Here is a 20,443-nt window from a genome sequence, read left to right as displayed (position 1 = left end):
GCGATTTCAAACACTTGAATGTCTTTCATAATGTCTCTACTATACCACTTCTGACAATTTCGAACTCATCCTTACCCACACAGAATAACGAGGAACCTTTTTTATGGATTTTTTCCTGTCCGTGGCCCGAAGTCATAGGTTGCCCTCCATGAAGCGCCGGATGCTCTCCCTGTCGTTCCGAAAGACCTCCTGTGCCTTTTCCTCCAGGCGGTCCATGATGGAGCAGTCGTCCAAATGCAGCGGTTCCTCCGACTCGAAGTTGAGGCGGAGAAACTGCTTTTTGTCGAACAGCATTTCCAGATAGTTATGCGTCGACCGGGCCTGGAGGAACATCAGAAAATCGACGAACTCCGTCCCCTTCCAGCCGTTGATGAATCCCCAGCGCTTGCGCTCCTCGCGGCCGTAGGTCGTTGGCGAGTACCCGGTGCCGATGGAAAGCACCCGGATGTCCTCCAGCTCGATCTCCAGATTCTGCCGTGCCTCGATTACGGCGGCGAGGGAGGGGCTGTTGGCCCAAAGACCGCCGTCCGCAAGCAGGACATTTCCCACCCGGGTCGGATCGAAATAGGTGGGCGCCGAGCAGGAGGCGACGACGGCGTCCAGCAGCGGAACCTCCAGGTCCCGTTTTTTGTCCTTCACGTAGTTTGTGCGGAAAAGGTGGGCCTTGCCGTTGACGATATCGGTGGCCGGAAGGACGAGAGGGACGGTGATCGAGCCCAGGCTGACGCCGCCGAGCATGGGAGCCAGGGCGCCCAGGAGCTTCTGCTTGCGGTAGCGGCTGCGGACCGCGGGTTCGAAGATTCTCGGCCCCCAAAATCGCTGACGGCTGAAGATGTCGGGGCCGCTGTTGCGGTAAAGCCCGATGACCTGGTCTATGGGGACGGCATGGGCCAAAGAGGACGCCACGATGGATCCCGTGCTCGTCCCCGCGAACATGCCGAAGTGCTTCGAGAGCGGCACCTTCAGCTCCGTCTCGATGCACTTGAGAAGCCGGGCGGGAAAGAGGCCGCGAATCCCGCCGCCGTCGATTGAGAGAATGTAGAAAGGCCCTGCGTTTTTACTGATGATCGGCACCCCCAGAAGGACAAGGTATCGGCTCTGTCCCGAGCGTTGGGTACGGAACAATCCCCGTCCAAGATTATAGCAATCTGGAAGAGGATGTGGAGATGCCTTTTTAAAAGAAAAGCATTCGTCCCGGCTTGGCCGGAAAAAACTCCGGCTTTCCTCTCCTTACGTTGTCCGCCGGGAGGATCGAAAAGGAGCGAATCGCAGGTTGGCGGCTTGACTTTTTTCAGGAAAGGAATACCCTATAGGGGTATCTGGATACCCCCATAGGGTATATCCTTCTTCGAAAATGGAGGGATTTTTCGTGTTGCGCTGCATTGACGAAAAGGACATCATCCGGCGTCTCAGGCGTATCGAGGGGCAGGTCAGGGGGATCGTCCGCATGGTGGAGGAGGACAAGCCCTGCGAGGACATTCTGATCCAGATCGGCTCGATCAAGGCGGCCCTGCACAAGGTGGGGCAGTTCGTCCTCGAGGGACATCTGCACCACTGCGTCCTGGAGGGGATCCAGCAGGGTAATGGCGACGAGATTCTGGATCGCCTTTCCGGCGCTCTGGAGCAGTTTTCTCGTCTGGTTTGATTCTTTCGTTTTTTCGAGTCAGGGGGTTACGGCTATGCGGGAGACGGAGTTTGAAAAAGAGACGGTCGGAGCCTGCTGCGTAGGTCACGAAGGGCATTGTGGCTGTGGTGTCCACGCGGAAGAAGCGTGTTGCGGAGGCCATGTCCATGGGGGGCATGCGGCTGCCGAGGGTGGTGGGCACGAGGGATGTGCCTGCTCGCACGTCAATCCTTTTAAGGACGAGCCGGAGGAGCGTTCGGATCTTCTGGACCTGTGCGTTTTGGTGATGGGGGCTCTGGTCCTGGTCGTGGGGCTTGTCATCGGGGGCGGTTTCACCGTTTGGCAGCGCCGTCTGTTCTATGGGGTCCCCTTCCTGCTCTGCGGGGCGCCGGTCCTCGCCGAGGGGTGGCGAAGCGTCCGCAGCGGGCGCTTCTTCAATGAATTCACCCTCATGGGAGGTGCGTCCTTTGCGGCGGTCGGGCTGGGGGAACTGCCCGAGGCCCTGGCCGTCATGATCTTCTATCAGCTCGGGGAGTGGTTTCAGGAGCGGGCTGTGGGGCGCTCGCGCCGCTCCATCCGGTCGCTCCTCGCCGAGAAGCCCACCGTGGCGCACGTCCTCGAGGGGGACGATGTCAGGGAAATCGCCCCCGAAGCCGTGCGCGCGGGGATGAGGGTGCTGGTGCGGCCGGGGGGGAAAATTCCCGTGGACGGAAAAATCGTCTCGGGGGAGGCCAGGGTGGATACGGCCTCCATCACGGGGGAGCCGGTCCCCGTGCGCGCTGTGCCCGGCTCCGGAGTTTACGGCGGAACGGTTTGCCTGGACGGGTCTCTGGTCGTAGAGGCATCCGGCCCCTTCGAGGACTCCGAGATCGCGCGCGTCCTGAACATGGTGGAACGTGCCGCCGAGAACAAGTCGCCCGTGGAGCGGTTTGTCACGCGCTTCGCGGCTTGGTACACGCCCGCCGTCTTCGGGGCGGCCCTGCTCACCTTTGTGATCCCGCCGCTCGTTATGGGAGGAGGATGGCGCGAATGGTTCTATCGCGCGCTCGTGCTCCTCATGGTCTCCTGCCCCTGCGCCCTGGTCATCTCCGTGCCTCTGGGATATTTCGGGGGGATTGGGGCGGCATCGAAGCGCGGCATCCTGGTCAAGGGAGGGGGGGTCCTGGACGCGGTGAGCGAGGTCTCGGCGGTGGCGTTCGACAAGACGGGGACCTTGACGGAGGGCGTGTTCCAGGTCACGGGCGTGGAGCCCGCCGAGGGCGTGGACAAAGAGGAGCTCCGCGAGGCGGCCCGGGTGGCCGAGGCCCTGTCCGGTCACCCATTGGCCCGCTCCATCCGGGAGGCGTTCGGCACGGCCAATCCCAAGGGGATAGAGGCCTCGGAGGCCGCGGGCAAGGGCGTGAGCGCCCTTTGGAATGGGGAAAGATTCCTTGCGGGCAGGGCCTCCTGGCTCCGGGAGAACGGGGTCGAGGGCGTCTGCGAAAAGGCGACGCGCTCTCCGGCGACCGTGGTGTACGTAGGGAGGGGGCGGCGTTTCCTCGGCACGATCGCGGTCTCCGACGTCGTGCGGGCGGATTCGGCGCGTGCCGTCGCGGCGCTGCGCGACCGGGGCATCCGCTGCTACATGCTGACCGGCGACCGCCGGACGACGGCGGAGCATGTGGCCGGGGAGCTGAAGATGGACGGTTATCGAGCCGAACTTCTGCCCGAGATGAAGGTGACGGCCCTCCGCGAGCTGGTCGGGGACGAGCGGGCGGCCTTCGTGGGCGATGGGGTGAACGACGCCCCTCTGCTGGCCTCGGCCCGGGTGGGCATCGCCATGGGGGCCCTGGGGTCCGACGTTGCCATCGAGGCCGCGGATGCCGTCATCTTGAACGATGCGCCCTCGCGGGTGGCGGAGCTGGTGGGGATCGCGCACCGGACGCGCCGGATCGTGCGGGAGAACATCGCGGTCTCTCTGGGGATGAAGCTCCTTTTCCTGGTGCTGGGGGTCCTGGGGGCCATCGGCCTTTGGGAGGCGATCTTCGCCGACGTGGGAGTGGCGCTGCTGGCCGTTCTGAATGCGGCCCGGGCCGGAGGGGGGACGGAATACCCGGCTGCGTGACCCGCTCCGGAGAGCTTGGGGCGTGCAGGCAGAGCTCTTCGAGGATGAAATGCGCTTGTTGGAGGCTGCGGCCTTGGATTTTTGCCTGGGGGCGGAGGTCCGGGGCCGTTTTTTGTCGGACAAGCGGCGGGGATGGCGTAAAATGATGGAGGTCCCTCCGAGAAGAACTCGTTGCTGTTCGGTATTTGGGGGCAGGAACGGCGCGTCCGTCCATGAGGGCCGCGGAGCGGTGCGGAGGGGAGGGCCGAACGACGGGGATGCGGGGTGATGCGATGCGGGATATAGAAGCGCTTGGACGAGAGCCGATGGGAAAGCTCCTGTTGCGCCTGTCTGCGCCCTCCGTAGTGGGGATGATGGTGCAGTCCCTGTATAACGTAGTGGACGCTTTTTTTGTGGGACGCGGCGTCGGGCCCCACGGCATCGCCGCGGTGTTCGTGGCCTTTCCGCTCCAGATTGCCGTCATGGCCTTCGCCATGCTGCTGGGCTCGGGCGGCGTCTCCGTGATCTCGAGGAGCCTGGGGGCGAACGACGTCGATCGTGCCCGGCGCGCATTGGGCACCATCATGTCGGCCTCCCTGGCGCTCGGTCTGGCCGCGGCCGTCCTCAACATCGTCCTGGCGGAGCACCTCGTGCGGTTTCTCGGAGCCTCGGAGGCCATCGCACCGGACTCGGTGAGGTATGTCCGCATCGTGGCGCTTTCGAGCCCTCTCTTCTCCTATTCCATCGTATGCCACAATGCCGCGAGGGGGGAGGGGAACGCCCGGGTCGCCATGGTCACGATGCTGCTCTCAGGCCTGTTGAACGTCTTTCTGGACGCCCTCTTCATCTTTGGCCTGGGGATGGGAGTGGCGGGAGCCGCCTGGGCCACTGCGGCCAGCCAGATCATGGGGGCGCTGTGGCTCACCCGCTATTACGCGGGAGGGAGAAGCGCCCTCACCCCCGGCATGCCCTCGCTGAGGCCGGACCGGCATGTCCTGGCGGAGGTCGTCCGGGTCGGGTTGTCCGCCTTCATGAACCAGATCGGGGTGGCCCTGACGATCGGCTTTTTGAACAACACCTTCGCCCGATACGGGGGGGATGCGGGAATGGCCGCATACGGCATCATTCAACGCACGAACTCCCTGATCGTGATGCCGATCTTCGGGCTGAATCAGGGGATGGTCCCGGTCGTCGGATACAATTGGGGGGCCGGCGAGCTGGGAAGGGTCTGGCAGGCCCTCAAGCTGTCGGCCCTGACCGCCACAGGGGTCTGCTGCCTTGGTGCCGGCATCCTGTTCTTCTTCCCGGACCGCGTATTCGAAATATTCTCGGACGATCCGGAGCTGATTTTCCGAGGGGTGACGGGAGCGCGCTTCATCGCCTTCGGAATCGTTTTTGCGGGCTTTCAAATCCTCTGCTCCGGATTTTACCAGGGGATAGGGCGGGGCATCCCCTCGCTCTGCTTCTCGGTCCTGCGCCAGTTTGTCCTGATCATTCCCCTGGTCTGGGGGCTGTCCCGCCTCTTCGGCCTGAAGGGGGCCTGGTGCGCTTTTCCCATCACGGACACGATCTCGTTCTCCCTGGCCTTTTCGTATTTCTGGTGGAACGGCCGGCACCTCTTGGCCCTTCGTTCGCGACGTGCCCCGGGGAATAGGCTATAATGGAGCCGACAGGGGTCTCCCCCGAGGAGGCCGGGAGAAGACGGATCGCTGAGGCGGCCCGTAAGGAGGCGATCGGAACTTGGCTGGACAGGTGAAGGATGCGGGTGCCGTGGGCGCGCTGCAGAAGGATATCGGGAAGGACATCAACGTCGAATCCCTGGGACAGGAGCATATCAACCTCGTCTTTGCGCTTGGAAACGAGGATTTTGGGGTCGACGTCAACATCGTCCGCGAGATCGTGCGGGTGCCGCCGTTCATCACCCGCGTTCCCAACGCGCCGGGCTACATTCGCGGCGTCATCAACCTGCGGGGTACGATCGTCCCGGTCTTCGACATGCAGCTCAAGATCGGAATGCCCACCACGCCTCTGACCGAAGAGGCCCGTATTGTCGTGCTGTCCGTCAGCGACGTCATGTTCGGGATCGTCGTCAATTCGGTCCGCGAGGTTCGCACGATTTATGACTCCCAATTGGAGACGGCCTCCAAGCTCTCGTCCGCAATGGATAAGCGCTATGTCCTGTGGGTGGCCAAGCCCGCCGATGGACGATTGATCCTGTTGCTGGACGTGTCGTCCCTTTTCGAGCTCGACCTGATGCTCCAGGAGGAGTCCGAGAAGGAATAGCCGTTGATTCGGATCAATCTGCACATCCACAGCACCTGTTCCGATGGAGCGTTCGGCCCGTTGGAATTGGTGCGTTTATTGCGTAGGCACAAGGTCGCCGTCGCCTCCCTGACCGATCACGACACCGCGGAGGGGGTCGTTCCGTTCCTGGCGGGGTGCCGTCGCCAGGGCATACGGGGGGTGGCGGGGGTCGAGCTCTCGTCCGACTCCCCGGAGGGAGAGCTGCATATCCTGGGGTACCGTTTCGACCTTTCGTCCCCCGAATTGAGCGCCCTCATGGAGCGCTCGCGTGTCGCGAGGCGAGAGCGGAATCTGGCGATCTGCGAGCTCCTGAACGGTCTCGGTATTCCCATTGTGATGGAGGAGATCGAGGCCGTGGCGGGGGGCAGGGTTGTGGGGCGTCCTCACATTGCCCAGGTCCTCCGGGAGAGGGGGCATGTCGCCTCCGTCCGCGAGGCTTTCGTGCGTTACCTCGGGCGCGGTGCCGCAGCCTATGTCCCGCGGTCCCTTTCGCCCGTGGAGGAGTGCATCCGGGTCGTTCGGGCCGCGGGGGGGCTTCCCGTCTGGGCGCATCCCTTGGTCTCCCTGCCGGATCCCGACCGTTTCGAGCCCGTGCTGGATCGCTTGAAGGGGATGGGGCTCTGGGGGGTGGAGTGCTGGTTCCAGGGCGCCGACACCGCCCAGGTTTTGCGTTGTCTGACCCAGTCCGGAAGACGCGGTCTTTACGCGACCGGGGGGAGCGACTTTCATGGGCGACCGGGGCATCCGGCCAGGATAGCGGGCTGTCTGGTCGAGGACGATCTCCTGCCGTGGGCGCGCTTTTGCGGCGGGCTCTGAGCGGACGGAAGGAAAACCCTCCGTGGTGGTTCGCTTGATGAACCGGATTCGATGATGAAGCGGCGTTTTTTGATCGGAAGGCCGTCCGGGATGCCCTTTCGTTACGGCTGGGCGCCTTCGTGGCGGGGATGAGGTCTCGTGATTCGGAGCTGGAGGTGCGTTTGTTGTTTCCCATAGATCTGCGAAGCGATACGGTGACGAAGCCCTGCGCGGCGATGAGAAGGGCGATGGCGGAGGCGGAGGTCGGGGACGACGTCTACGGCGACGACCCCACGGTTCTGCGCCTCGAGGAGGAGGCCGCCGGCCTTTTGGGCAAGGAGGCCGCCCTCTACGTCACTTCGGGCACCCAGGGCAATTTGACGGCCATCCTGACGCACTGCGGCCGCGGGGAGGGGGTTGTCCTGGGCCGGGAGACCCACATCCTGAACTTCGAGGGGGGAGGAATGGCCTGTCTTGGCGGGGTCGTGCCCCTTGCGGCCGACGATCCCTCGGGGCTGCCCGGCATCCCCGAGATGGAGGCGGTACTGAGGCCCGCGGATAACGTCCACTTTGTCCGGGCCCGGCTCGTCTGTTTCGAGAACACGAACAACCGGCGCGGGGGGCACGCCTCCACGCCTCAGGAGATCTCGGAGCGCGCGTCCTGGGCCCACAGCCGGGGTTTGAGCGTCCATATCGACGGGGCCCGGCTCTTCAACGCGGCGGTGGCGCTCGGGGTCCGGGCCGCCGACCTGGTTCGCGACGCCGACAGCGTCCAGATCTGTCTTTCCAAGGGCTTGGGGGCCCCGATGGGCAGCCTGCTCTGTGCGTCGCGCGATTTCGTCGCACGCGCGCGCTTCTGGCGCAAGCGGCTGGGCGGCGGGCTGCGTCAGGTTGGGGTCGTGGCCGCTGCGGGGCTGTACGCCCTGAGGAACAATATCGACCGCCTGGCGGAGGATCACGAGAACGCCCGCCGGATCGGGGAGATTCTGGCCGAGGGGGGCCTGGAGGTCTCGGCGGCGAAACGCCCCACCAATATGGTCTATTTCAAGGCCAAGGATGTTTCCTCCGCCGACAGGATTCTGGAGGCATGCCGGTCGAAGGGGGTCCTTTTCAACAAATCCGCGCCGGACACCTTCCGTCTGGTCACCCACCTGGACGTGAGCGCCGAGGCGGCCCGAGAGGCGGCTTCGCTCATCGTGGGGGTGTCCCGAAGCTAGATGCGTCCCCTGAACTGTCCCAGATGTCCCGTGCTGATTTTCGGCCTCTTCCTGCTGCTTTCCGTGCTGGCCGCGGGCCCGGCGTGGGGGAGTGCCACCCTTTATCGGGGCGGAAACGCCCTGGGGTCCGTCCCGACGACGAGCGGGTCGGGGTCGGAACCCTGGGTCTCCCTGGCGGATACGGGAGCGCTTTTGGGGTTTCAGGCCTCGGCGGCGGGGGAGGAGCTTCACCTCGTGCGGGACGACGTGCGGATCCGAGTCGTCCTGAACGCCGTGGCTGCATGGAAGGATCTTAACCTCGTTCCGCTTTATGCGGCGGCCTTCGAGCGCGACGGTCGATGGTGGCTGGACATTCCGTCCGCCCTGACCCTGTTTCAGAGGGTATCCGGCTCGGGCGCGGGGAATCGGCTGCGCTTCGAGGTTGACCTGGATGCGCCCTCCGCGAACACGCCTCCCTCCCCTCAGGAGCCGCCTGCGGCCGCAGAGGCCCCGCCCGCCCGATCCGGGGAGGAGGAGGCAGCGCCGGAGCCCGTAAGGGAAAGGCCCCGGGAGCAGCCTCGGGTTGCGGAAGCGGCTCGTCCTCTGCCGAAGGCGGGGACGCCGCAGCCGGAGAAAAACAAGGGAGAGATTCGGGCCCTGCGGTGGAGCACCTCGCGGGAGCGCGTTCGGGCCGTGATCGACTGCAACGATGGGGCGGAACCGGAGATGAGGATCGAGGGCGGCAGGGTTCGGGTGCTGTTCTCGGGCGCCGTGGAGGCCCCCGAGGGGTTGCCGTCCCCTTATGGCAACGTCACGGCCGAGCTGGTGAGGGGGCCTTCGGGGGTCTCGCTGGTTTTCGATTCCAAGAGCGTTCGGGTGGAACGTTTGGCCCTGGATGCGCCCCGCCGCATCGTCCTGGACTTTTTCTTCGAATCGCCGGCCGATATTCGCGTCCTGCCGGCCCCGGTCCCCGAGCCCTCTCCGGTGCCGCCGCCGGTTCCCGAAAGGAAGGTAACGCGCGCTCCGGCGGGGAGGAAGGGGAAGCGCCTGGCCGTCCTGGATCCCGGGCATGGAGGAAAGGACCCGGGGGCTGTGGCCAACGGCGTGCGCGAGAAGGACATCAACCTGGGGATCGGGCTGGCCCTGGAGGGCGTCCTGAGGGCCAAGGGGTTCGAGGTGGTCATGACCCGCAGGACCGACGTCTACCTGAAGCTCCAGGAGCGGACGGAGATCGCCAATCGGGCCGACGCGGATGTCTTCGTCAGCATCCATGCCAATTCCCTGCCGTCCTTGCGGAACACCGCAGGTTTCGAGATCTATATCATGGCTCTGCCGACGGACAAGGACGCGCTTGCGCTGGCGAAGATCGAGAACCGCGAGTACGTTGAGGAGAAGTCCGGCGGTGCTGCGGCGGTGGACCGCAAGACGGAGCTCCTGCTCCGTATCCTGGGCGACATGCAGCAGAACAACAAGATCAGCGAGAGCACGGAGCTGGCGGAGTCCCTGTTCGGGGCCGGAAAACGGCAGGGGATTCCCATGAGGCGGGTCGCCCAGGCGCCCTTCTTCGTGCTGAGGGGAGCCGCGATGCCGGCGGTGCTTTTGGAGACCGGTTTCGTGACGAACGCCAAGGAGGCGAAGCTGTTGGCTCATCCGGGGTACCAAAGGAGGATCGCCGAGGCCATGGCTGCGGGGATCGTCGACTACCTGAAATGATATTGCCGCGCAAGTGCGCAGGGTGTAGGGGGAATGACCATGGTGCGTCGAGAGGATAATCCTGCCGGCCGTTACAGGGATGAAGAGGACTTCGACTGGAGGTCGCGCCGTCGCGGGCGGGAGGCCCGCAAAGCGGAAAAAAAACGCGCTCCTCTGATGTTGCGCCTCTTGTCCTGGCTTGGGGTGATCCTGTTCTGCTTCGTCGCCGGATATCTAGGGACATCCTGGATGATGGGTTTTCTGAACACGCGTTTCCTGCAGAAGGACAACAGGGTCGAGAACAGGCAGGAGCTCGAGGCTTTCACGGAAAAGGAAAGGTCCAGGCCGGTGCCGGTTTCCTCCGGGCAGAAGCTGGATGTCCAGCAGCTCTCCCTGAAGCTCTATCACCTGAAGAATGGGGGGCTGGCCGAGGAGACCCGCCGATTCGTCTCGCACGCCCAGGAGGACAACATCAGGGACGCCGTCCATGCCGTCCTGGTTCTGAGCGGCATCGAGACGGCCGAGACCGGCGTGCGCGTGCTGCACGTGTTCCGAGGGGCGGACACGGTTTTTCTGGACCTGTCCGGGGCCTTCGCACAGGCTCTGGCCAAGCTCGGGCAGCGGAACAGCCAGTTTTTGATCACGGGCATCGTACGGACGATGCAGGACAATTTTCCGCCCATCGTGAAAGTTCGCTTTTTGATCGATGGCGCGGTCGCCTCGGCCGGGGCGCCTGTCGACCTGACCGTGCCCTGGCAGCTGCCGCGCTCGTAGGATGGACGGCACGGTTCCGGAGCGGAGAACACGGCCGTACGATGCGTTGCGCCCCGTGTCCTTCGAGCGGCATTACACGCGTTATGCGGAGGGCTCCGTGCTGGCCGTACTCGGCGAGACCCGGGTCCTCTGCACTGCCACCGTCGAGGACAGGGTGCCCCTCTTCCTGCGCGGCACGGATCAGGGCTGGATTACCGCGGAGTACGCGATGTTGCCCCGTTCCACGGATCGCCGGACTCAGCGCGCCTCCCGGTCCGGGATCAGCGGGCGCAGCGCGGAGATCCAGCGCCTGATCGGCCGGGCTCTTCGGATCTCCGTGGATCTGCATCGTCTGGGGCCGCGTACCGTCACCATAGACTGCGATGTCCTCCAGGCCGACGGAGGGACGCGCGTGGCGTCCGTGAACGGCGGGTACGTCGCCCTGGTGGACGCCCTGAGGACCCTTCGGGACGGGGGGGCATTCGGCGCGCTGCCGCTTGTGTCGTGCGTCTCCGCCATCAGTGCGGGGATCGTCGGGGGCGTTGCCTGCCTCGACCTCGACAGCGCGGAGGATCGGGCGGCGAGCGCCGACGTCAACGTCGTTGCCGATCACGCCGATCGTTTCGTCGAAATCCAGGGGACCGGGGAGGAGGCCCCTTTTTCTCGGTCCGAGGCCGACCGCATCTTCGACCTCTGTCTGAAAGGGTGCCGCGAGATCCGAGAGCGCCAGCTCTCGGCCCTGGCGCTCTCGGAGGAGGAGCGGGCCCCCCTTGTTTTTTGAAACGCTGCTCCTGGCCACGGGGAACCGGGGCAAGTACGAGGAGTTCCGGGCGATGCTGCCGGATTCCTTCGTCGGGCGTCTTTTGTTCGCTCCGGAGGTCGGTGCCCTCGTCGTGGACGAGACGGGGGACACCTACGCGGTCAATGCCATGCTGAAGGCTCGGGCCTGGGCTCGGGCGTCGGGTCTGCCGAGCCTGGCGGACGACAGCGGCCTCGAGGTTGCGGCACTGGAATGGGGGCCGGGCGTCCGCTCCGCCCGCATCGTGGAGGGGACGGACGAGGATCGAAATCGCTGGCTTTTGGGCGGGATGGCGGGGCGGAAGGATCGCAGGGCCCGCTTCGTCGCAGCCCTGGCCCTGTCGATCCCCGGGGCATGGACCCTGGTCTGCGAGGGGGACTGCCCGGGCCGGCTCGCGGAGCATCCGTCGGGAGAGGGGGGCTTCGGCTACGATCCGCTCTTTTTGCCGGACGGTTTCGACGTCTCGTTCGCCGCTCTGCCGGCTGCCGTGAAGAACGCCATATCGCACCGTGCCGCCGCCCTCCGGGTTTTGCAGGAGCTTCTGTCCTGTGAAGGAAGTTCGGGGGATTCCCCGCATGCGGTGGATGTATGATAAAATGAATGCTTGACAAATGATCGGGCGTTCGATCCTTCGAGAGCGCTCCGATTTTTTCCGGAGGAGGAGTTTTCAGGTGCGGACTTTGCTTTCTTTGGTGCATATTGTGATTGCCGTGCTGCTGATGATTGTGGTGCTGGCGCAGCATCGCAAACAGGGGGGCTTCTCGGGCGTCTTCGGGGGCGGAACTCAGGCGGATACGGGGCAGTGGCAGCGTTTCACGGGGCTGACGAAGGTTACGGTCGTCCTCGCCTCCGTGTTCATGCTGACCTCCCTCGTCCTTGCCCTGTTGCCCTGACGGAGGCCGGACGCGTTGATGCGATGCTGAATTCCCTGAGGGATGTAACGGATTTCAAGACCGAGAAACGTCGTCTTTTGAGCGCCACGCACGAGGAAATACGCTCGGGGGCGACGACGGATGTCTACTTCGTCAACACCCGGGACGTGCTGGCCTCCACGGGCCGGTTGGATGTTCCCGTCACGGCGGAGATCTTTACGCGTTCCTCCGGTTTGTTTGCGGGGCTCGCCGAGCTGATGGAGCTCCTGAAGGGGCTTCCGGTGGAGGTCGAGGCGCTGCCGGAGGGGGAGCGTTTTGCCCCGAAGGAGACGTTGGTCCGCATTCGAGGTCCCTATGGAGCGTTTGGCGTCTACGAGACGACCCTTCTGGGTTTTCTCTCGAGCTCCACGGCCTGGGCGACGGCGGCGCGCGAGTGCGTCGACGCGGCGGGAGGCAAGCCCGTGCTCTCCTTTGGCGCGCGTCACGTTCATCCCGCCGTGGCCTCCGTCATGGATGCGGTCGCGGTTCAGGTCGGGGGCTGTGCGGGGGCGAGCTCGGTTCTGGGCGCGAAGCTCTGCGGCCTCGAGCCCTCGGGGACCGTACCCCATGCGGCGGTTCTGATCGTGGGGGATACCCTGCAGCTGGCCCGCGCTTACGATGCGGCCCTTCCGGCCGGACTGGGGCGGGTTTTCCTGGTGGACACCTTCAAGGACGAGTGCGAGGAGTCCCTGAGGCTTGCCGAGGCGTTGGGCGACAGATTGGATGCCATACGTCTGGACACGCCCGGAGAGCGGGGCGGCGTTACCCTGGATCTGGTGCGCGAAGTGCGTTTTCGTCTGGATCAGGCGGGATTCGGCCGTGTGAAGATCGTGGTCTCCGGGGGACTCAACCCGAAGCGCATCGCCGACCTCGCGGAGGTCGGCGCGGATGTGTTCGGGGTCGGGAGCTACATCGCCCATGCGGTTCCCATGGACATGACGATGGATCTGAAGGAGATCGACGGCCGGTCCGTGGCGAAACGCGGAAGGTTGCCCGGGGTACTTGCGAACGATCGTCTGGTTCGTATACAATAAAGGTCTGTAAGGCGCAACGCTTGAATCGAGCGGCCGGCTGGAAGGCCGGATCTTCCCGGATGGCCCCCTGCCACAAATCCGAGGTGGATAAAGGGCTTTGTTTTGTCGGCCTGACGATAGAAAGGCGTTGTTCTGCTGTAAATATAGATGAAAAAACGACGGACGCCGTCCTGGAAGGCGGGGCCGGTTCGAGTTTGAGGAGGAAACAAGATGGCAGGCAGCAGTTCCTATCTGGCCAAGCCCGGCCAGGTGGAGAGAAAGTGGTTCATCGTCGATGCGACGGACAGGCCCATCGGTCGTCTGGCGGCGCGTATCGCGCGGGTTCTGACGGGCAAGCATAAGCCGACCTTCACGCCCCACGTGGATACGGGGGATTACGTCATCGTCGTGAACGCGGACAAGGTCAGGCTGACGGGCCGCAAGGGCGCTCAGTCCCACTATCATTACCATACGGGCCATCCCGGCGGGTACCGTTCCATCCCTTGGGAGAGGATGCTCGAGAAGCGTCCGGAGTTTCTGTTCGAGCACGTCGTGAAGGGTATGCTTCCCAAGACCCGTCTGAAGTATGCGAGCAAGCTCAAGGTGTACACGGGCCCCAACCATCCCCACGTCGCTCAGGCGCCGGAAGCGCTTGACATATAAGTTTCGAGGCAGGAGGACAGGCAGATGCAGGAAAATAGCTATTGCTGGGGAACGGGCCGCCGCAAGAACGCCCTGGCCCGCGTGAGGCTTTGCCCGGGCAACGGAGAGCTCAAGATCAACGACCGGACGGTCGAGGAGTACTTCCCGCGCCTGGTTTGGCAGGCGCAGGTTTTGCAGTCCCTGAAGGTGGCGAACCTGGAGGGGAAGGTCGACGTCTTCGTCAATGCCTCGGGAGGCGGGTTGACGGGACAGGCGGGCGCAATCAAGATGGGGATCGCCCGCGCGCTTATTCGGATGAACCCCGATCTGCGCCCCGCTTTGAAGAAGGAGGGGCTTCTGACTCGGGACCCCCGCATGGTCGAGCGCAAGAAGTTCGGTCAGAAGGGCGCCCGGGGCAAGAGGCAGTTCTCCAAGCGCTGATCGGATCGGCGGAAAAGAGCGGTATTCGTACCACACGGCAAGCGGCAAACAAGGGACGAGCCTTCGGGCCCGTCCCTTTTGTCTTGTGCTTCCAATCCTCATTCCATTCCCGACGATGATTTTCGTGCCCGTTTCGCCGGAGGGCCTCCGTTCGCAGGTCCGTGTCTGCGGTCAGAGCAGGAACAGCGAGACGATCCAAACACCGATCACCCCTACGACCCCCTCGATGAACGTGGCGACGGTCTGGGCCTTGTAGGCGTCGCCGACCTCCATATCCGAGAACTGAGTCACGACCCAGAAGTAGGAGTCGTTTGCGTGCGAGACCACCATGGCGCCGCATCCGATGGAAAGGGTCGCGAGCACCGCGCCCATGGGCGCTCCCAGGCCAAGAGAGGAAAGAAGCGGCGCGACGATGCCGGAGGTCGTGATGAGCGCTACGGTGGAGGAGCCCTGAGCGGTCTTCAGGGCTGCGGAGATGATGAAGGGAAGGAAGACCCCGAGCCGGAACTGCGCCAGCTGCTCGCCGATGTACGCACCGACCTTCGTCGCGGCGATGATGGCTCCCAGGCTGCCCCCTGCGGCCGTGATCATGATGATCGAGGCTCCGTCCTTGACGCCCTTGGTGAGCCAGTTGCTCCAGTCCTCGTCTCCTCTGTCTCTGTGGGAGGGGACGAGCGGGATGCAGAGAAGCAGACCGACGAAGAGGGCGATCATGGGGCTGCCTATGAAGGAGGCCGCCGAGTGAAGCGCCGAGCCCTTGCCGACCAGGGCGAGGATGGTGGGATAGTTCACTGCCGAACTCAGGGCGATCAGGAGCAGCGGGACGACGATGGGGGCGAACGCCTGTGTGGGGGAGGGAAGTTTGAGGTGACGGTGGAGCAGCGCTTCCCAGTCGTCGTCGTCCGACGCCCTCACCTCGATACGGCTCCCCACGGTGACGGCGTAGAGATAGCCGGCCAACATGGCGGGGATCGATACGGCGGCGCCCCAGAGGATGACGAGCCCGAGATCCGCTCCCAGATTTCCTGCGGCGGCGATGGGGCCGGGGGTCGGAGGAACCAGGGTGTGCGTGGCGTAAAGCCCTGTGGAGAGCGCGATGGCCATGGTCGCCATCCTGGTTCCACTGCGCTTGGCCAGGGAGCGGTTGAGGGAGGAGAGGATGACGAAGCCCGAGTCGCAGAAGACCGGGATGGAGACGATCCACCCGATGATGCTCATGGCCAGGGCGGGGCGTTTTTCTCCCACGCGTTTCAGGACGGTGTCCGCCATCGTGATCGCGGCCCCGCTCCCCTCCAGCATCGCCCCGATGATCGTGCCGAACAGAATGACGATGCCGATGGAGCGGCACGTGTTTCCAAAACCGGTGGATATGGTGTTGGTCACCTCCAGAAGGGGCATGCCGGAGGCCAGACCCATGAGCAGCGCTACGGTGAAGAGCGATACGAACGGATGAATCCGAAACTTGGAGATCATGAAGACCATGATGACGATCGATACGACAAGAATGACAAGAAGCATAGAGCCCGATACCATGATGCGATCACCTCTGTCTCGATTGTTGTTCCAATTTCAGGTCGCTCGCATACCTCGTCCTTTTCTTCGCTCGCCCGCCTGTTTCTCGAACTTTCGATCTGGGGCGGTTCCTTTGTGTGCTCACTGAAGCGATGAGAGCGGGCTTGGGCGACGATCTCCGTACTGGTTCGTTGTTCGGCGTTGGCGAATGGCTCGGAAAGAGGTTGGGGTTCGGTCGACTCTCATCTCCAAAATTTTAGCACGCATACCTCTCTTCTGCAAAAAGCCGTTTCTGCGGGGACCGTTCCGAGGGGGAAGAACGGCTAAAATGCGGCCCCGGTCCGATAGTGCGGACTGGGGCGGCGGGCGTCGGTTTTTGTTTGAAACGAGGGGGCCGATCAGGCGAAAAGTTTCCGGGAGATCTCGACGCAGAGCTGCTGAATCTCCGGGACGAGGCCGACCGCCTTTTTTTCGGTGAATCTCAGGGCCGGGCCGGCAAGAGAAAAGGCGTAGACGGCATTTCCCTGCCAGTCGAAGATGGGGACGGCGATGGAGAGGATGCCGTCCTCCCGTTCTCCGCGACTGATCGCGTATTCCCGGTTGCGTATGAGCTCGAGGTCCCTGCGGAAGGCGCCCTCGTCGGTAATCGTCCCCCGGGTGATGGGGGTCAGTTTCGCCAATTCTCTTCGGACGACGTCCTCGGAGGCGTAGGCCAACAGCACCTTGCCCGACGCTCCGGCCCACAGCGGAAAACGGTCGCCCACCCGGACGACGCACCGCATGGTCAGAAGGCTCGGAACGTGCTCGTAGCAGATCCGGCATTCCTCCTCGATGCCGTAGAGGGAGACGGCCTCCTTGGTCTTGTCCCGCATCCGCTCCATGTAGGGATGGATCACCTGGTACGGCTTGTAGTGCCCCCGAGCCACGGCGCCCAGAAGATAGATTCTGCTGCCGAGGGAGTAGGTCCGTTGGCCGGTACGGCTCAGGGCCCCCACCCCGACCAGGGTGTTCAGAAAGCGGAGGGTCGTGCTCATGGGCAAACCGATCTTCTCGGCGATCCGGTTCAGCGTCAATTGCGGCTCGTCCAGGGTAAAGACGTTCAGCACTGCGAAGGCGCGTTCGACCGAGCGCACCGTCTCCTCTTTCACCTGCGATCATTGCCTTTCGTCGAGAGAGTCATGTCCGGAAGGTCGGCCCTCCGGCATCAGAGCGAAGTATAGCACACGCGGCCGGATTGCCAGAGGAAGGGGTCAGCGGCAAAACTCCGTCCCGGACAAGCGCAACATGCTGCTGTCCCCGGGGTGCCCCACGTACGACTCCACCCTGCGGGCCAGGGCGACGCTTCCGGCCAGGTCGTAGCCCGTCTCGATCCCCATCGCATGGGCCATGTGCACCACGTCCTCCGTGGCGATGTTGCCGGAGGCCCCCGGGGCGAACGGACACCCCCCAAGGCCGGCGAAGGAGGCGTCGAAATGCGACACTCCAGCCGTCAACGCGGCATAGATGTTGGCCAGGGCCATGCCTCGGGTATTGTGGGTGTGGAGCGTCCATGTGACCTCGCCGTAACGCTCCCGGAGACGGGTCATGTTTTCGTACACCTGGGCGGGGTTGGCCACGCCCGTGGTGTCGGACATGGAGATCTCGCGCACGCCGAGGGCCAGATACGCCTCGACGATGGGGAATATCCTCTCCAGGGGCATGACGCCGATGTCGGAGTATCCGAATGCGGTGGAGATGGCCCCGCTCAGCGCCATGCCGCGTTCCGCACAGAAGGCCGCGCATGAGGCGAAGCTTTGGATGACCTCCTCCGGAGAGGCGTTGCTGTTTTTCCGGGAGTGCTCGTCGCTCGCGGAAACCGTGACCTTCACCTTGCTCAGTCCGGCCGCATGGGCGCGTTCGACGCCTTTCAGGTTCATGGCGAGGGCTCGGTATTCCACCCCTTCCTTTCGAGCGAGCCGCCGCGCGACCTCGTCGGTCTCCGCCATTGCCGGAACGGCCTTGGGATGGACGAAGGATCCGATCTCCACGCTTCGTGCCCCCGCCTCCACGGCGGCCTCGATCAATTCCACCTTCCGTTCGATCGAAAGCAGCGTTTTTTCGTTTTGCAGCCCGTCCCGGGGACCGACCTCGCAGATCGCGATGCGGGAGGGGAGGGCGCCGGAAGCGAAGTTCATCGGGATGTTCCCTCCCGACGCGTCAGGTGCTCCAGGATGGTCCTGGTCATGACCTCGACGTTGGGCTCCCGGTTCGTCCAGCGTCGGAATGCCTCCACGCCCTGCCAGATCGTCATCCAGTAGCCCGCCAGGGTTCGGCTGCCCCGCGCCTCGGCCTCTCGCAGCATCTTGGTGTCGTGGGGCACGTAGACGAGATCGCAGACCATGTGGCGGGGCTCCAGAAGTGCGGTGTCGAAAGGCGTGGCATCCGTTTCGGGGGTCATGCCCACCGACGTCGAATTGATGACGAGCTCGGACTCCCCGAACAATTTGGGCAGGTCGCCCGGCTCCGTGGACTGGATCCTGCACACTCCGGAGCGGTAGGCGTTGAGGTCGCTGGCCAGCTTTCCGATCCTTTCGTGTCCTGAAGCCCTTCCCCAAAGGGTGATGGTGCTGATTCCCGAGGCGCATAGGGCGAAGGCGACGCCGCGGGCGGCTCCGCCGGCTCCGAAGATCAGGCAGTGCTTTCCGGTCGGGTCGTAGCGCCCCTGTTCCTTCAATCCGTGTACGAAGCCGATCCCGTCCGTGTTCGAACCGCAGAGCCTGCCGTTCTTCCAGTAAACGGTATTGACGGCATTGCACAGCTCGGCGAGTTCGTCGAGTTCGTCGAGGTAGGGGATGATTTTTTGCTTCAGGGGCATGGTTATGTTGAGCCCCTTGAATCGCAGGGCTCCCAGCGAGGGGAGCACTTTCGGCAGGCTCTCCTCGTCGACTTCGTAGGGGCTGTACAGAGCGTTCATGCCCAGCGCCCGGAAGTTGGCGTTGTGCATGGCGGGAGAAAGGGATTTCCTAACAGGGGTCCCCAAAAGACCAAAAAATTCCGTGTCCGCCCAGAAAGTCTTTTCCTTCAACACGACGGAGTCCTCCTTTGAGTTTGCGCCCGCATTCATTGCGGGGCCGGAAGTGGGGCGAACGGCCGGGATCAGGATATCTCGACCGTCGCGGATGTCCTTTTGCGCTTGCCCCGCCACCAGGGGGTTTGCGATACGATGAGATAGGCGATGCAGCACGTCAGGAAGAGCGTCAGGGGGTGGGCGACGAAGCTCGTCAGGAAGGGGAGGATTTCGTCCCCCGCACTCTGCATGGCGCGACGATAATTGGAGTCCAGGAGGGGGCCGAGAATGATTCCCAGGACCATGGGCGCCGTGCTGTATCCGTAGGCCCGCATGAAGTAGCCGAGCACTCCGAAGCCGATCATCCAGAATACGTCGGTCAAACTGTTCTGGATGGAGTAGGTCCCGATGATGGAGAGGATGATCACCACCGGCATGACGATGAGTTTCGGGACCTCGATGATCTTGCTGAACATTTTCACGCTCAGCAGTCCGATGACCAGGAGGGCGATGTTGCCGATGAGGAGCAGGGATATGATCGTCCAGAAGATGTCCGGGTTCTCCACCATGAGCATGGGGCCGGGCTTGAGCCCGTGGATGAACAGCGCTCCGATGATGATGGCCGTCACGGCGTCGCCCGGTATGCCCAGGGTCAGCATCGGAATGAAGGCTCCCCCTACGGCTCCCTTGTTCGCGGATTCCGGAGCGATCACTCCCTCGATGGCCCCCTCGCCGAAGGGGTACTCCGGATTTTTGACCGATCGCTTCGCCTGATCGTAGGCCAGGAGGGCGGCGACGTCCCCCCCGGTTCCCGGCAGAGCGCCGATCCAGACGCCCAGAAGCCCCGATCTCAGGGCCAGGGGAAGATGGCTGAAAAAGGTCTTGAGGTCCGGAACGATCTTGTCCAGTTTTTGTTTGGCTGCGGCCTGCGTGCTGTCCCTGAGCTGAAAGAGCACCTCGGAAACGCCGAAAAGGCCGATCATGGCGGTGACGAAACTGATCCCCGCCATGAGGTAGATGTTGCCGAACGTGTAGCGGAGCTCTCCCGTGGAGGGATCCATCCCCACCATGCTGAGAAGCACGCCGACGGCCCCGGCCAGTATGCCCTTGATCGGGTCCCCGCCCCCGATGCTGCCGATCAGGAGCAGTCCCATCAGGGCCAGCAGGAAGTAGTCCCGCGGGGCGAACTTGAGCGCAAAATTAGCGACTACGGGGGCCGCGACCGCCAGGATGGCGATTCCCAGCAGGCCGCCGAAGATGGAGACCGTCGTCACCAGGCCGATGGTGCGTCCGGCCTCGCCTCTCCTGGCCAGGGGATAGCCGTCGAACCCCGTGGCGATGGCTGCGGGCGCTCCCGGGATGTTGAGCAGGATTGCCGTGATCGCGCCTCCGTAGACGCCGCCGACGAAAACCCCGCAGATCAGGGCGAGGGCGTTGTCGAGGCTCCAGGAGAACGTGAAGGAGATCAGCAGGGAAGCGGCCATGGTGACGGATAGGCCCGGAATGGCCCCGACCCAGACGCCGGCCAGGACGCCCAGCCAGACGAGGGCCACCATCTGAATGTTGAAAAACGGTGCGAGGAAGCCGTGCATTTGTTCCATGTGTTTGTCTCCTTACTCTGTCGAGGGGACC

At 63.9% G+C, this 20,443-nt stretch carries 20 protein-coding genes; 14 read left to right on the top strand and 6 right to left on the bottom strand.

Annotated elements, in window-relative coordinates:
* Positions 1 to 132 precede the first annotated feature (132 nt).
* Positions 133 to 1,074, bottom strand: a complete 942-nt coding sequence (locus tag EII26_RS09075) for a CBASS cGAMP-activated phospholipase (protein WP_233572687.1) — start codon at positions 1,072 to 1,074, stop codon at positions 133 to 135.
* 295 nt (positions 1,075 to 1,369) lie between these two features.
* Here EII26_RS09075 and EII26_RS09070 point away from each other — a divergent pair, with 295 nt between their 5' ends.
* From EII26_RS09070 to rpsI, 14 genes are all read left to right on the top strand, one after another.
* Positions 1,370 to 1,645 (top strand): metal-sensing transcriptional repressor, encoded by a 276-nt coding sequence (locus EII26_RS09070; RefSeq protein ID WP_124888836.1) that lies wholly within the window; start codon positions 1,370 to 1,372, stop codon positions 1,643 to 1,645.
* 34 nt (positions 1,646 to 1,679) lie between these two features.
* Positions 1,680 to 3,728, top strand: coding sequence for a heavy metal translocating P-type ATPase (locus tag EII26_RS09065; RefSeq protein WP_158612234.1), 2,049 nt, complete (start codon positions 1,680 to 1,682; stop codon positions 3,726 to 3,728).
* Between the two features lie 272 nt (positions 3,729 to 4,000).
* Entirely contained in the window at positions 4,001 to 5,368 is a 1,368-nt protein-coding gene (locus EII26_RS09060) for an MATE family efflux transporter (RefSeq protein WP_158612233.1), read from the top strand.
* Between the two features lie 79 nt (positions 5,369 to 5,447).
* Positions 5,448 to 5,990, top strand: a complete 543-nt coding sequence (locus tag EII26_RS09055; protein WP_233572686.1) for a chemotaxis protein CheW — start codon at positions 5,448 to 5,450, stop codon at positions 5,988 to 5,990.
* A gap of 3 nt (positions 5,991 to 5,993) precedes the next feature.
* Positions 5,994 to 6,827 carry a PHP domain-containing protein gene (locus tag EII26_RS09050; protein ID WP_124888833.1) on the top strand — a complete coding sequence of 278 codons (834 nt, stop codon included), beginning with the start codon at positions 5,994 to 5,996 and terminating at the stop codon, positions 6,825 to 6,827.
* Positions 6,828 to 6,982: 155 nt separating this feature from the next.
* The gene (ltaE, locus tag EII26_RS09045) at positions 6,983 to 8,023 is read left to right on the top strand and encodes a low-specificity L-threonine aldolase (protein WP_342447309.1); all 1,041 of its coding nucleotides are present in this window, start codon (positions 6,983 to 6,985) and stop codon (positions 8,021 to 8,023) included.
* Positions 8,024 to 8,053: 30 nt separating this feature from the next.
* The gene (locus tag EII26_RS09040) at positions 8,054 to 9,715 is read left to right on the top strand and encodes an N-acetylmuramoyl-L-alanine amidase family protein (protein WP_158612232.1); all 1,662 of its coding nucleotides are present in this window, start codon (positions 8,054 to 8,056) and stop codon (positions 9,713 to 9,715) included.
* Between the two features lie 39 nt (positions 9,716 to 9,754).
* Positions 9,755 to 10,468, top strand: a complete 714-nt coding sequence (locus EII26_RS09035) for a GerMN domain-containing protein (RefSeq protein ID WP_158612231.1) — start codon at positions 9,755 to 9,757, stop codon at positions 10,466 to 10,468.
* 1 nt (position 10,469) lies between these two features.
* A complete protein-coding gene (gene rph / locus EII26_RS09030) occupies positions 10,470 to 11,228 on the top strand; it encodes a ribonuclease PH (protein WP_124888829.1) in 759 nt (252 codons plus the stop codon).
* A complete protein-coding gene (locus tag EII26_RS09025) occupies positions 11,218 to 11,838 on the top strand; it encodes a non-canonical purine NTP pyrophosphatase (RefSeq protein ID WP_124888828.1) in 621 nt (206 codons plus the stop codon). Before rph ends, EII26_RS09025 begins: the two co-directional genes overlap by 11 nt.
* Before the next feature lie 79 nt (positions 11,839 to 11,917).
* Positions 11,918 to 12,139, top strand: coding sequence for a preprotein translocase subunit SecG (gene secG, locus EII26_RS09020; protein ID WP_124888827.1), 222 nt, complete (start codon positions 11,918 to 11,920; stop codon positions 12,137 to 12,139).
* A 23-nt stretch (positions 12,140 to 12,162) separates the two neighbouring features.
* Positions 12,163 to 13,191, top strand: a complete 1,029-nt coding sequence (locus EII26_RS09015; protein WP_124888826.1) for a nicotinate phosphoribosyltransferase — start codon at positions 12,163 to 12,165, stop codon at positions 13,189 to 13,191.
* Positions 13,192 to 13,401: 210 nt separating this feature from the next.
* Entirely contained in the window at positions 13,402 to 13,833 is a 432-nt protein-coding gene (gene rplM, locus EII26_RS09010) for a 50S ribosomal protein L13 (protein ID WP_124888825.1), read from the top strand.
* A 24-nt stretch (positions 13,834 to 13,857) separates the two neighbouring features.
* Positions 13,858 to 14,253 (top strand): 30S ribosomal protein S9, encoded by a 396-nt coding sequence (rpsI, locus tag EII26_RS09005; RefSeq protein ID WP_124888824.1) that lies wholly within the window; start codon positions 13,858 to 13,860, stop codon positions 14,251 to 14,253.
* A 171-nt stretch (positions 14,254 to 14,424) separates the two neighbouring features.
* Here the strand turns inward: rpsI and EII26_RS09000 are convergent, their stop codons facing one another.
* From EII26_RS09000 to EII26_RS08980, 5 genes are all read right to left on the bottom strand, one after another.
* A complete protein-coding gene (locus EII26_RS09000; RefSeq protein WP_199735157.1) occupies positions 14,425 to 15,771 on the bottom strand; it encodes a GntP family permease in 1,347 nt (448 codons plus the stop codon).
* A 392-nt stretch (positions 15,772 to 16,163) separates the two neighbouring features.
* The gene (locus EII26_RS08995; RefSeq protein WP_124888822.1) at positions 16,164 to 16,913 is read right to left on the bottom strand and encodes an IclR family transcriptional regulator; all 750 of its coding nucleotides are present in this window, start codon (positions 16,911 to 16,913) and stop codon (positions 16,164 to 16,166) included.
* A gap of 102 nt (positions 16,914 to 17,015) precedes the next feature.
* Positions 17,016 to 17,939: a hydroxymethylglutaryl-CoA lyase gene (locus EII26_RS08990; RefSeq protein WP_124888821.1), complete on the bottom strand. Its 924-nt coding sequence runs from the start codon at positions 17,937 to 17,939 to the stop codon at positions 17,016 to 17,018.
* Positions 17,936 to 18,829 (bottom strand): shikimate dehydrogenase, encoded by an 894-nt coding sequence (gene aroE, locus EII26_RS08985; RefSeq protein ID WP_158612230.1) that lies wholly within the window; start codon positions 18,827 to 18,829, stop codon positions 17,936 to 17,938. Before aroE ends, EII26_RS08990 begins: the two co-directional genes overlap by 4 nt.
* A gap of 71 nt (positions 18,830 to 18,900) precedes the next feature.
* Complete coding sequence (locus EII26_RS08980; RefSeq protein ID WP_124888819.1) at positions 18,901 to 20,412, bottom strand: tripartite tricarboxylate transporter permease; 1,512 nt, start codon at positions 20,410 to 20,412, stop codon at positions 18,901 to 18,903.
* Positions 20,413 to 20,443 lie beyond the last annotated feature (31 nt).

The organism is Fretibacterium sp. OH1220_COT-178 (genome assembly GCF_003860125.1).
In the GTDB taxonomy this organism is placed as follows: Bacteria; Synergistota; Synergistia; order Synergistales; family Aminobacteriaceae; genus CAJPSE01.
This window is presented reverse-complemented; position numbering and strand designations above follow the sequence as displayed.